The sequence below is a fragment of the Psychrobacter sp. H29 genome (assembly GCF_059073055.1).
On the sequence record NZ_JCACRY010000001.1, the window covers coordinates 320,584 to 333,956 of the forward strand.

The following is a 13,373-nucleotide window of genomic DNA, read 5'->3' on the forward strand; positions in this document are numbered from 1 at the left end:
TTTATCCCGTGTCATGTATCAGGCTGTTAATGCGTTTGTGAAACCTGATAGAATAACGCAACTTTACCTATTTTTGATCAGCTTTGACAAATTGTGATAATGCGGTTGCACTATCCAAGTTTTTATATTCTCGCTTTATTTTAATACTTTAGTTTAAACGTTTCGTGATGCGTGATGGCACGCACCATGAACTGATAATTTGCGTTAGGAGCAATACCCGATGAGTGAGCACTCAAACAACACTGCACAAAAAGACGAATCAAAAAACGATTTTATTCGTAATATCATTCGTGACGATGTCAATGCGCAAAAATACCAGCAAATTGTAACGCGCTTTCCGCCTGAGCCAAATGGCTACCTGCATTTAGGCCATGTAAAGTCTATCTGCTTGAACTTTGGTGTGGCCAAAGAGTTTGGCGGTGTATGCAACCTGCGTTTTGATGACACCAACCCAACCGCAGAAAAACAAGATTTCATTGATAATATTGAAAATGATGTGAAGTGGCTTGGCTTTGAGTGGGCAGGCGAGGCGTACCACGCATCAAGTTATTTTGATCAGTTGCATGCATGGGCAATCCAGTTGATTGAACAAGGCGATGCCTATGTTGATTTACAGTCGCCTGAGCAAATTAAAGAAAACCGTGGCTCATTTAATGAAGCGGGCACGCCTTCACCATATCGTGATACCAGCGTCGAAGAAAATCTTGCCCTTTTCAATGATATGAAAGACGGCAAATACGCTGAAGGCAAAGCAGTGCTACGTGCCAAGATCGATATGGCAAGCCCAAACATGAATCTGCGTGACCCTGTTATTTATCGCGTCATGCATCAATCCCATCATCAAACAGGTGACAAATGGTGCATCTATCCGATGTATGACTTTGCTCATCCGCTCTCTGATGCGCTTGAAGGTATTACTCATTCGTTGTGTACCCTTGAGTTTGAGGATCACCGTCCGTTCTACGACTGGGTCATCGAAAAAGTCGGCTTTGATGTGCCGCCGCACCAGTACGAATTTAGTCGCTTAAACGTTGATCACACATTGACCAGTAAGCGTAAGCTCAAGCAACTTGTCGATGAAGGCATTGTGAGCGGTTGGGACGATCCACGTATGCCGACCGTCGCTGGTATGCGCCGCCGTGGTTACACGCCAGAGGGCTTGCGTGATTTTTGTGAGCGTGTGGGTGTGACCAAAGCGGATAGTGTTGTTGATTTTCGTCTATTGGAGTTTAGCGTTCGTCAGTCATTAGAGACAGTGACTGCACGCGGTATGGCGGTGTTAAAGCCACTAAAAGTGACAATTACTAACTTTAGCGAGGCGGTCAGCAGTTGGGAGACACAAAAAGCCGATAGTGTTAATGCACGTTTTGACGATGCGACGCAGACGCTTTGGTTGACTCAGCCCAAACATCCTAACGTCGACATGGGTGAGCGCGAGATCCCATTTACCAAGACGCTATACATCGACCAAGGTGATTACGAGATTGAACCACCAGCAGGCTACAAGCGTCTCTCTCCAGAAAAGCCAGAGATTCGTTTGCGTAACACCTACGTGTTAGCCGTCACTGAGCATATCACTGACGAAAGCGGCAATGTCGTCGAGTTAAAAGCAACAATCGATCCCGCCACTCTTGGCAATAACCCTGAGGGTCGCAAGGTTAAAGGCGTGATTCATTGGGTATCTGCTAGTCAAGGCGTACCAGCAATCGTACGTATGTATGAGCAGCTATTTAGTGTTGAGGATCCAAGTAGCGTCGCTGACGTTCATCAGGCATTGAACTCTAATTCATTAACGGAGCTAAACGCTGTCGTTGAGCCGTCTTTAGCCAGTGCTGATGCTGGCACGCGTTTCCAGTTTGAGCGCGAAGGGTATTTTATCTCTGATAGCGAAGATCACAGTACTGATAAGCCAGTATTTAACCAAATCGTTAGCTTACGCGACAGCTATAAGCCCGCTTAATCTGATACTGACTAAATCTATAAAAGGCATTACCACGGAAGCTGATGTGTTGAGATAATACTGAACAATAGTAGTTTGCAAGCAAGCCCATTTCTAGTACGCTAGGGATGGGCTTTTTTTGGACAACTATAAAGTTTTTGACAGTAATATTTGAGGAAATGAGCATGGCAAAATTTTTGAACAGCAGTGGGACGACCTATCATCTAGAAGAATTGATTAAAAATGCATCTGATCGGTTGATTATTATTAGCCCATACTTAAAGCTTAATGAACGCATTAAAGAGCTGCTAGAAGACCGCAACCGCCTTAAAATCGATATTCGCATTGTTTATGGCAAGAATGATTTACATCCAGAGGAAATAAATTGGTTAAAAAACTTAACGTTTATTCGTACTAGCTTTTGCAAAAACTTGCATGCCAAATGCTACCTGAATGAAAACGAATGCATTATTACCAGTTTAAATCTTTATGAATTTAGCCAGGTCAATAATAATGAAATGGGCGTGCTGATTTATCGTAATGACGATGCCAAACTCTATGCCGATACTTACGAAGAAGCGCAGCGCATCATTCGTATCAGTGATGAGGTTAGAATGTCTCTTGAAAAGGTAAGTGACACCCAAAGTCAGTCTGAATCTAATATCAAAACAGCAAGTACAGCATCTCAGTCGCCAGTAACGTCGACTGCGTCAACGACAGATGCCACACCCAATTATTCTAAATTGACCACCGCCAAGCTTGCTAAAGAGTTGGGTTTGAAAACTCAAGAGTTGAATGAAAAGCTGCTGGCAGCGGGTTATTTAGAAATGCAAGAGAATGAGCTTGTATTGACCGATGCTGGACGTGCTGCTGGTGGCACTAGTAAAAAGGGCAAGTTTGGTGAGTTCTGCTTGTGGGATGCAGGCATGGTTGTATAAGAAGCTGTGAGAATAATTACTTGTTTGCTTAGTGGTAAATGGAATAACCGCATTACAATCCGTCACAAGACATTCATAACCAGTTTGTTACTATAAAGTCAGTTTTTAGGGATGTGCTTGTTTTTTACTACTCAGCACATCGAAGATAATAATAGAGCGCGAGACCGACGTGTCGATAACAGCGTTCATCAACATAGCTAAGGAATACAGCATGGCACATTTACGTTTAGGTGATACCGCACCCAATTTTGACGCGGCAACCACAGAAGGTGATATTAATTTTCATGAGTGGGCAGGTGACAACTGGGTCGTTTTTTTCTCGCATCCAGCAGATTTTACGCCAGTATGTACCACTGAGCTTGGGCGTGCAGCCGCATTGAACGGCGAGTTTCAAAAGCGCAATGTGAAGCCGATTTGTATTTCTGTAGATAGTCTAGAAGATCATAAGTCTTGGGCAAGTGATATCGGTGAGACTCAAGGGACAGATATGAACTTCCCAATCATCGCTGACCCCAACAAGGAAGTCGCTGAATTATATGACATGATGCATCCTAATGCAGACAGTACGCATACAGTACGTAGTGTGTTTATCATCGATCCGAACAAGAAGGTGCGCCTAACGCTGACATATCCTGCGAGCTGTGGTCGTAACTTTGATGAAATCATCCGCGTTATTGATGCCCTGCAATTGTCTGATGAATACAATATCGCAACGCCAGTAGATTGGAAAGAAGGTGATGACGTGATCATTCCACCAAGCGTCAAGAACGAAGATATTGCTGCCAACTATCCAAAAGGTCATAAAGAAATCAAGCCGTACTTGCGTACGACACCTGCACCAAACAAATAATTAGCTTGGTTGCATAGATATGATTAAATAGAGCCTCATGACTCAATGTCGTGGGGCTTTTTATATTTTGACTCATGAGCAATAAGCCTTTGCCATGAGGGTCAGAGTAGGCTATAACTGTGGTATAAAGTATCAATAGATTGGTACTCAGTACTACCACGATCATAATAAAGCGTATTAACGCTAAGCTGTTGTTCAATCATTATTACAAGGAATTTACTATGAAAAAACTATACGTTACTCGTACCGCACCCAATCCGCGCAAAGCACTTATTTTATTAGCTTCAAAAGGTATTGATGTCGATGATATGGACGACATCGATGTGATTGATATTGATTTTGCTGCAAACGAGCAAATGTCAGAAGCCTTTACTCAAATGAATCCAATGCAGACCGTGCCTGTCTTAACACTAGATGATGGTACCGTGCTCAATGATTCACAGGCAGTTTGTGAGTATTTAGATCGCGTTTATGGTGAGCGTTCGGTCATGGGTAATGATGTGGTACAACGTGCCCAGGTTTGCTCTATGCGCCGTGTTGCTGAGTTTGAAGTGATGTACAACTTGATGCTGGCATTCCAGCACAGTCACCCGTCCAAAGCACAGCGTGTTGAACAGGTACCAGAGTTCGTCGCGCCATCGATTGCTCGAGCTATCAAGGCAATGGGGTATTTTGAGACAATTTTGGAGGGTCGTGAATATCTAGTAGGTGAGCAACTGAGCTTTGCAGATATCGTGCTGTATTTAAGCCTAGACTTTGGTAAAGTGCTTAAGATTAATCCTAATGAGCAAGGTGAAAACCTAGCACGCTTTTATCAAATGATGAATGAGCGTTTTAGTATTAAAAATATAGCCAAAAACAGGTCTGCATGAAACAACGTTAAAATTTAGGTATTCAAAGATCTATTAGCCTGAGAACCAAATTTAACCTGAGAAACAAATGCATTTTAAGTAATACCAAGGATAGCTGATATTTATTGGCTATCCTTTTTTTCGCAATATTAATGGCATCGGATAAGAATAGATTTAAATAATAATAAAAATCAACATTTCATTACATAAGGCAATATCCCTCAGTCTATAGTGGTCAATCTAAATTGATTATAATAATCTCATTCCACACGATCATTTAATAAAAGCCAGTATGAAAACCAGTCATGGAAAAAAGTGATACACGCTTACTACGAGGTATGCAATATGGTAGGTAGAGCAAAGAAACCAACAACGAGAGTATTTTTATTGCCTAGTGTGTTGGCAATAAGTTTGATGCTAAGTGCCTGTCAAAAAGAGGCAACATCTAACGAAGAACGTATGTCAGACAACACTGAAATCAACGACGCATTGGGTTCGGTAGCGAGCGAAAACCTAACGTCCAATGTGAGCCCTACATCAGACCCAGTCAGAACAGCTATGTCTAATGCTGAAGCGCAGCTGATTGACACCTTATCTCGTCATCGTTGGACACTTGATAGTGTCACTAATGCGAACCATCAATCTGTGACCGAGTTTGCAAATATCAACAGCCAAGTTACCCTAGTGTTCAATGAGAATCAAGGACAGAACACGCTCAGTTATAGTGTTGGTTGCAATACAATTAGTGCCGCCTACCAACTACAAGGACATACTCTAATCATCGATGAAGGTATGAGCACCAAAATGTCTTGTAGCGAACTCGATAGCGCCGAAAACACTTTGAGTACACTGATGCTAGGTAACAGTGAGTTAAAGGTGACTCAGAGCGATAGCCCAGTGTTGACACAGTTTACCAGTGATAATGCCACCTTGGTCTGGAGCGGTAGACTCACCCCTCAAGCGAAATACCACAGCAAGGGTGAGGCAGTGTTTTGGGCAGTAAATCCCAAAAAAGTAGATTGTGAAATGAATAATGATAAACAGTGTCTACAAATTAAGCCGGTCACCTACGATAACCAAGGCATAAAAACTCACGAAGGAAAGTGGAGAACGTTTGCTGGAGAGATTGATGGCTACCATCACGATGGCACGCACGAGGAGGTACTGCGCTTACAGCGTTATCAGCTGGGTACCAGTGAGCTACTAATGAACGACGAGCCACTAGAGAGTGACACGAATGATGACGCCTATGCGTATGTGTTAGACGCTGTTATCGAAAGCTCAGTTGCAGAATAACTCAATACACTGTAACCCAGCTGGGTATTTCAAAACAAATAGAAATTTTAAACGTCGACAGCTATGAGATGTCGATAGTTATTAGATATCGAAAGTTAGGATGAAGATAGGCAATAAAAACACGCACCAATGGCGCGTGTTTTTATTGCCTATCTTATGCTTGAGTATCTATTTATGTCAGTCTTTAATGACTTTAACAGCACTTATCTTAACAGCATTTATCTGTTCTAACGTAAGTTACCCAAGTCTTCTTCGGTTAGACGCCAGCGCCCTTTTTTCTTGGAGCCGCCACGCCCTCGCATAGAGCTGTTTGATAGTATTTTATTCATAGAGTGACTTGAGTGCGCGTGACAAATCGCGCAGGCAAGACCATCAGCAGCATCTTGTTGTGGTACCACCTCTAACTTCAGTATTCGGCAGACCATCTCTTGCACTTGTTCTTTTGCCGCCGCGCCATAGCCACATACTGATTGTTTGATCTGTCGAGCAGTATATTCTGATACTTCTAGATCTAGTGCGACCATTGCTGCAATCGCGGCACCTCGGGCTTGTCCCAGTTTGAGCGCAGAATCAGGGTTTTCTGCCATAAATACCTGTTCGATAGCCGTATAAATGGGTTCATCTGCATATTTCAAATGATGCTTTGTGATACGAGTCAATCCATTGAAAATACGTTTGAGACGCTCAGGCATCTCTTTAGTATCTGTGCGAATCGTACCTGCATCGATATAGGTAAGTTTATCACCCGTTTGCTGGACTATCCCATAACCAGTCATACGTGACCCTGGATCGATTCCAATAATAATTGCCATAGTATTCCGTCTTGCTTACATTTTGTTTTATGGCTTAAAAATGAGCCGTAAGTTTGATAGTATAGCAACCAATCCCCATATACATCATATGTTAGCCATTTTAATTTACATGGCACTCAATTTATTGGTTTTTATTTTATAGGACGACACTTTATGGGTCAGATAGTTGGTATAGCCATCGTTTGGTTTATTATCGAGATGCTACTGTGGTATTTGCTTGCTCAATTTATGAGCGGCTGGTGGGTGTTCATGTGGTTCATTGTTGCAGCGGTTATCGGTATTTCTCTTGTGCGTAAAGGTATGGCTTCTCTAAATCCAATGGCCCAGCAAATGAAAGCAGGTGGCATGATGAACCCTGCAATGCGTCCGCCAGAGTCTACGATGATCAAAAGTATTGCTATGGCAGCAGCGGGTATCTTATTGCTGATTCCAGGCGTATTAAGCGATTTGCTTGCGCTACTGGTGGTACTGCCACCTGTACAAAAGAAGCTTAAAGATGTGGCTAATAACTATGTCATGAATAATCAGCAAAAAATGATGGAAATGATGGCAAAGCAGATGGGTGGTCAAATGGGCGGCGGACAAAACCCGTTTGGCGGCATGGGTGGCCAAAACCCATTCGGTGGAGCAGGTGGTATGAACAATCAAAATCCATTTGGTCAGCAACAGCAAAACCCATTTGGTGATGTGTTCAAACAACATACGACGGTTGATGGCACTGCCAAAAATATACCTAAAGATGTGAAAAAAATCACTAAATCTGCTAATGATGAGTAACGGCTATCCAGTCATTCATCCAGCATAAAAAAAGCCCCTTTCGCTAATGGCGAAAGGGGCTTTTTAGTGGTAGTAAAAACACCTAATATAATACAAAGGGTGCGTTTACAGACCGAATGAAACAACCGAAGTGCCGCTGTAAGATGGTGACCCATGAACCGTGAAGTTCAGGGCGGATGCGTCATCATCTCTGCAGGTTTCCTGATACACCGCAAGCGGTGCAGGCATACACAATGAGACAATAGGTACCACATCCTGGTAAAGCATTATCGGCTCAGGGAATAAACATCTACTAGCCAACACTTCAGAATAGATTCATCTTAACTAATGAAATGAGTGATTGCAAGTGTGAGTTACAGATTGATACTCAGTATCGTTGGTTACATGACTGGTATGGGTTTGCTTACAAATATGATGGTATAAAAACGATACAAAACCATTCATTTATTAGTAAAAAATTGTCAGTTTTTCAGCTATTTTAAGATTTGTGTTAATATAGAGAGCTTTCAATACCTTAACACAGCATGATAGGCGTTCATTCACTCGAGGAGCGGTAATATATGACCAATACCCAGCAAGCATCAGAATCTATTGATGACAATCAGGCGCAGCTTAATAGTAAGCAAGATGGCGCACCGAATAAAAAAACGCCGCATGTTTTAATGATATTAGACGGCTTTGGTCATCGCGAAGACGATAAAGACAATGCCATTGCTGCGGCCAATATGCCAAATCTAGACAAAATATACCAACAGTATCCTCATGGACTCATCTCCGCTTCAGGAGAAGACGTAGGCTTACCAGATGGGCAATTTGGTAACTCAGAGGTTGGCCATATGAATCTGGGTGCTGGTCGTGTGCTTTATCAGGATTCAACACGTATCTCAAATGAACTTGCCAATCGTGAGTTTTACAAAAACGAAGCGCTCGTTAATGCAGTCAAAGCCGCCAACGAGCGCGGTGGCAATGTCCATATTATGGGCCTGCTTTCTGATGGCGGTGTTCACTCTCATCAGGATCATATCGAAGGCATGTGCCATTCGGCACTGGTTCACGGCGCCAAAAATGTCTTTATTCATTGCTTTTTAGATGGCCGTGATACGCCGCCTAAGTCTGCTGACAAGTATATCAATCGCTTGCGTGACTATATCAACAAGCTCAACGCCCACTATGAAGGCGGACATGTACAGATTGCTAGCATTATCGGTCGCTACTACGCAATGGACCGCGACAATCGCTGGGATCGCGTACAAAAAGCCTATGAGCTGATCACAGAAGGTAAAGCTGAGCGCCTATCGACCAGAGCAGATGGTGCTGTCCAAGCCGCCTATAAAGCGCGCGAGACTGATGAGTTCATTAGCCCCACGACGGTGATTGGACGTGACGAAGTGCCTTATACGGTCGAAGACAATGATGCACTAATCTTTATGAATTTCCGTGCTGACCGCGCTCGCGAACTTGCACAAGCGTTTGTTCTGCCAGATCACGAGTTTTCTGGATTTGCTCGTCAAAAACAACCAAAACTTTCGGCATTTGTGATGCTAACGAAGTACTCAGATATTTTAGCCAATAATGCAAAAACCAGCATTGCCTATTATCCAACGTCTTTGGCCAATACATTGGGAGAGTACTTACAAGATCAAGAAAAGACGCAGCTACGTATTGCAGAAACTGAGAAGTACGCACACGTCACGTTTTTCTTTAGCGGTGGTCGTGAAGAAGAGTACGATGGTGAGACCCGTATTTTAGTACCGTCTCCTGATGTTGCGACTTATGATCTAAAGCCTGAGATGAGTGCTCCTGAAGTCACGGATAAGCTCGTAGAAGCGATTGAATCTGGCAAATACGATGTGCTAGTCGTGAATTATGCCAATGGTGACATGGTTGGGCACACTGGTATCTTCGATGCTGCGGTAAAAGCAGTAGAGGCATTAGATGTGTGTGTTGGACGTATTGAGTCAGCAGTGCGTGCGGCTGGTGGCGACATGCTTATCACTGCCGATCATGGCAACTGTGAGCAAATGCAAGACTACGAGAGTGGTCAAGTGCATACTCAGCATACGACAGAGCATGTACCACTGATCTACGTAGGCACACAAAAGCTGCAAGTACGCCATGGCGGTAAGCTTAGTGATGTGGCACCGACTATTTTGGCATTGATGAATGTCGATGCACCTGCTGAGATGACTGGTGAGAGTCTATTGGTTTCAGCATCGTAAGTCGGTTGCCTCAAGTTATCCGTACATTGGATAACCTATAAAAAATGGCTAATTAGATTAATGATATAAACTAGAAAAGGGAAAGGTATTTATTATCTCTCCCTTTTTTTGTGACGTATTTTGTCCCATGATTTGCAAAACTGCTCTAGTCCGAGAGAGGCTTTTGGTGTTAACTTATACGGTAATACATAACAATAATGTCATACATTCTATTATTTAAATGAGTTTCTTATGCCTTCTATTTCTCTTATGCGTTCATCTTTGTCCAAACAATTGGGAAAAAAGGCGCTTAGATCATCAATCGCAAATAGTAATCTTAAGCCTAGTCACTTCAAGCATAAAACTCTCAATTCTGTAGATCCTAAACGCTTATTAGTACTGGGTTTGCTAGGGTGGTGTGTTGCCAATACGAGTGCGCAAGCAGCAGACCCAACTGATGCATCCACCCCGAGTCCTACAGCGAGTCTACAACTGATCAGTTTGAATGCAGATACCGTAGCGTCTGAAGATGATATTGATATGTTAGCAGCTGCTGATGAGTCAGATGATTCGATAGACAGCGTCCCAGATGAAAGTGCGTTAATGGATGATACCGATAGCATTGACACAAGCATTCCACCAGAGGTCCAGCAAGTATCGTTAAATGCGATTTCTCCTGAGACGCTAAAAACCTTTGTGGCTGTCGTAGATTTGGTACGTCGTCAGTACATCGATGCGGTCAATGATGAGGAACTATTTAATAACGCGATGAGCGGTATGTTGACCAAGCTTGATAGCCATGCTGAGTTTTTAGATGCTGAAGCCTACGAAAACTTACGTGCTTTTACAGAGGGTGACGTCGGCGACATTGGTATTAAAGTCACCTACCAAGCAGATACAGGATACTGGGTTGTGACAGACGTTATCGATGACTCGCCTGCTGATAAAAAAGGAATCGCCGTTGGTGATTACCTGCATCAGATTGATGAGTTCAAGCTTGATGAGAATAGGAAAAGCAACGATATTGATCAGCTGCTAACAGGCATTGCTGGTACACAAGTAGATATCATTACGTCTAAGGCAGGTCGCCGCAAGCACACCACAACGTTACAGCGCAATAATAGTCACCCCCAAGTTATTCAAACAAAACTCGTTGACGGTATGGCAGTTATTAAACTGCCCGCCTTCCAAAACAATAGCCGTGAAAAGCTGTTGGAAGGTTTGATTGATTTGAACGCGCCTATCTCAGGAGTATTGTTGGATATGCGCGACAATCCAGGTGGGGTGCTCACATCAGCGGTGAGCGTTGCCAGTTTATTTATGAGTGATACTGATGTCGTACAAGTACAGGCACGCCAAGACCAATCACGCGTACTACCGACACAAGGGAATGCGTTACTCAAACCTTTGCCTATGGTTGTACTACAAAATCGCTACTCCGCATCCGCAGCTGAGGTATTAGCCAGTAGCTTACAGGCGCAAAAACGGGCGACTATCGTCGGTGAAGTAAGTTATGGTAAAGGGTCTGTACAATCTGTTATACCGCTCAACGATGAGCAAGCAGTGAAATTAACGGTAGCTAACTATATGACAGCATCGGGCAGGCAAATAGATGGCATTGGAGTTGAGCCTGATGTTTCTCTATCAGGTAATGAGAGTACTTGGGAGGAGCAGGCACTAAGCTTATTAAAAGCCCGTGCACTTGATTCTGGCATTCGTTTTGTTCGAAAGGCTACGTTACAGTAGCCTTTCGTTGACTAGTAACTAAAAATTTAGCTGTTACCTAACAACATATCGTAATACAACGTGTCATTTTCAATAAAGCAACTTTAATACTTAGATAAACTAATCAGACTGGTCTTCTGCTATTTCTAGTTTTTTCATGCGATACCGCAATGAGCGAAAAGTGGTTCCTAACAGTTCTGCTGCTTGGGTTTTATTCCAACCAGTCTGCTTAAGTGCTGTGATAATCAACTGTCTTTCTTGCTCTTGTAGGTAATGCTCTAAGCCCTGAGGTGGCAACTGCCCATCAAGGGGTTCTTGAGCGCTTGTGGTACTGCTATTGTCTAGCTGGGTAGTATGCGTGAGCGATGCTGTCTTATTAATATCCGTTTGCTCATCCGTATCCGTTTGAGTGGCTGATGGTGCTACTTGGTTAGGTGTTGATTGTATCACCGACGGATAATGCTGAATATTAGTACGATAAGGATGTAGATTCGTTGTTTCTGGCTTGGTCTGTATAGCGGTTACCTCAACGCTAGACTGAGAGGTCCGCTCATGATTTTGTGCTACTTGGGATATTGATTGAGCAGTTGGTTGCGGCTTGCTATGATCATCTACATGTTGGTGAGCGCTTTGATTGTCGTTCTGGTTCGTGTTTGCGCCGTGAGATTGTGTCTCTTCAAGGTTTTGCTCAAGCTCAGGAAGACCCAAGTGATAGGTGTCAATCTCTGAGGTCTCAGCCAAGGTCACTGCACGCTCAAGTAAGTTGCGAAGCTCACGAACGTTACCAGCAAAATCGTGACGTTGCAAACGCGCGCAAGCATCACGTGTCAGTGATGGCGGGGTATCTAGTTGCCACTCTTCAGAGATCATTGCCAAAAAGTGTTCTGCCAAAACAGGGATATCATCACGGCGAGCATTGAGCGTTGGTAGCTTGAGTTCGATTACATTGATACGATAGTATAAATCTTGTCGAAACGCGCCATCTGTCACCAACTGACTCAAATCTTTGTGAGTGGCGGACAATATACGGATATCAACAGGGACTTCTTTGGTATCACCAATGGCTCTGACCGTTTTCTCTTGAATAGCCCGTAATAGCTTTACTTGCATGGCTAATGGTAAGTCTGCCACCTCATCTAAAAATAACGTGCCACCATTTGCTTGCTGAAACAGACCTTGTTTATCGGCAACTGCTCCTGTAAAGCTTCCTTTTTTGTGACCAAAAAACTCTGATTCCATTAGCTCAGAAGGAATAGCGCCGCAGTTCACTGGTACAAAGCTACCATCACGTCGTGGGCTTAAGTCATGAATCAGTCTAGCGACAACCTCTTTACCTGTACCCGACGCACCAGACAAAAACACGGGCGCCTGTGACCGTGCCAACTTTAAAATAGTATTTTTGAGAGGATGCATCACAGCAGAGTTGCCAATCAGCCTAGTGTCTAATAGTTTTTGTTCAGGCGAGCACTCAGGTGTGGTTTGTGCTTCATTATCTTGATGAATAACTTTCAGGGCATTTTCGACCAACTGACGTAGACGTGGCAGCTCAAGTGGCTTATTCACAAAATCAAAAGCACCGATTTTTAATGCTTCAATCGCCAGATCCATACTGCCATGAGCGGTAATCACCGCAATGGGAGTGTTGGAGCTATTGCTAACTTCTTTTACCAACTCTAATCCTGAGCCGTCAGGAAGCTTTAAATCAGTCAGACAAAAATCATAATCATTGTCCTGCCAGTAGGATCTTGCTTGCGCCAATGTATAAGCAACATCACTTTTAATGCCCATCTTGGTTAGAGTGATTTGCATTAATCGGCATAGATCCACTTCATCATCAACGACCAGCGCTTTTGTTGTCATACATTATCTCATTGTGTTTAATGGCTACAAAATATTAATAGCTAGGGCCAGATAGGGTAGCGCTTTTTGTAAAAGAGTATGTCAATCATACCTGGCTTCTATAATGATCAATATTGACTACTCAAGA

The 13,373-nt window shown here is 43.3% G+C and carries 10 protein-coding genes and 1 other RNA gene; 8 read left to right on the forward strand and 3 right to left on the reverse strand.

What is annotated here, in order from left to right:
• Positions 1 to 220: 220 nt before the first annotated feature.
• From AC5JP1_RS01290 to AC5JP1_RS01310, 5 genes are all read left to right on the forward strand, one after another.
• Positions 221 to 1,960: a glutamine--tRNA ligase/YqeY domain fusion protein gene (locus AC5JP1_RS01290; protein WP_493842815.1), complete on the forward strand. Its 1,740-nt coding sequence runs from the start codon at positions 221 to 223 to the stop codon at positions 1,958 to 1,960.
• 164 nt (positions 1,961 to 2,124) lie between these two features.
• Positions 2,125 to 2,877, forward strand: a complete 753-nt coding sequence (locus AC5JP1_RS01295) for a phospholipase D family protein (RefSeq protein ID WP_493842816.1) — start codon at positions 2,125 to 2,127, stop codon at positions 2,875 to 2,877.
• 211 nt (positions 2,878 to 3,088) lie between these two features.
• Positions 3,089 to 3,727: a peroxiredoxin gene (locus AC5JP1_RS01300; RefSeq protein ID WP_443526107.1), complete on the forward strand. Its 639-nt coding sequence runs from the start codon at positions 3,089 to 3,091 to the stop codon at positions 3,725 to 3,727.
• Between the two features lie 221 nt (positions 3,728 to 3,948).
• Entirely contained in the window at positions 3,949 to 4,599 is a 651-nt protein-coding gene (locus AC5JP1_RS01305) for a glutathione S-transferase family protein (protein WP_493842817.1), read from the forward strand.
• 438 nt (positions 4,600 to 5,037) lie between these two features.
• On the forward strand, positions 5,038 to 5,874 hold the full coding sequence (locus tag AC5JP1_RS01310; protein WP_493842818.1) for an META domain-containing protein: 837 nt from the start codon (positions 5,038 to 5,040) through the stop codon (positions 5,872 to 5,874).
• Positions 5,875 to 6,101: 227 nt separating this feature from the next.
• On the opposite strand, the gene ruvC is transcribed toward AC5JP1_RS01310, so the two are convergent.
• On the reverse strand, positions 6,102 to 6,686 hold the full coding sequence (gene ruvC, locus AC5JP1_RS01315) for a crossover junction endodeoxyribonuclease RuvC (protein WP_493842819.1): 585 nt from the start codon (positions 6,684 to 6,686) through the stop codon (positions 6,102 to 6,104).
• Between the two features lie 153 nt (positions 6,687 to 6,839).
• On the opposite strand from ruvC, the gene AC5JP1_RS01320 reads away from it, so the two are divergent.
• Complete coding sequence (locus AC5JP1_RS01320; RefSeq protein WP_493842820.1) at positions 6,840 to 7,463, forward strand: FxsA family protein; 624 nt, start codon at positions 6,840 to 6,842, stop codon at positions 7,461 to 7,463.
• Between the two features lie 118 nt (positions 7,464 to 7,581).
• Here AC5JP1_RS01320 and ssrS read toward each other — a convergent pair.
• Positions 7,582 to 7,777: non-coding RNA, 6S RNA (gene ssrS / locus AC5JP1_RS01325), on the reverse strand.
• 246 nt (positions 7,778 to 8,023) lie between these two features.
• Between ssrS and gpmI the strand changes: the two genes are divergently transcribed.
• Both gpmI and AC5JP1_RS01335 read left to right on the forward strand, forming a co-directional pair.
• A complete protein-coding gene (gene gpmI, locus AC5JP1_RS01330; RefSeq protein WP_493842821.1) occupies positions 8,024 to 9,682 on the forward strand; it encodes a 2,3-bisphosphoglycerate-independent phosphoglycerate mutase in 1,659 nt (552 codons plus the stop codon).
• 231 nt (positions 9,683 to 9,913) lie between these two features.
• Positions 9,914 to 11,407 carry a S41 family peptidase gene (locus AC5JP1_RS01335; RefSeq protein ID WP_493842822.1) on the forward strand — a complete coding sequence of 498 codons (1,494 nt, stop codon included), beginning with the start codon at positions 9,914 to 9,916 and terminating at the stop codon, positions 11,405 to 11,407.
• 99 nt (positions 11,408 to 11,506) lie between these two features.
• Here the strand turns inward: AC5JP1_RS01335 and AC5JP1_RS01340 are convergent, their stop codons facing one another.
• The gene (locus AC5JP1_RS01340) at positions 11,507 to 13,246 is read right to left on the reverse strand and encodes a sigma 54-interacting transcriptional regulator (protein ID WP_493842823.1); all 1,740 of its coding nucleotides are present in this window, start codon (positions 13,244 to 13,246) and stop codon (positions 11,507 to 11,509) included.
• Positions 13,247 to 13,373 lie beyond the last annotated feature (127 nt).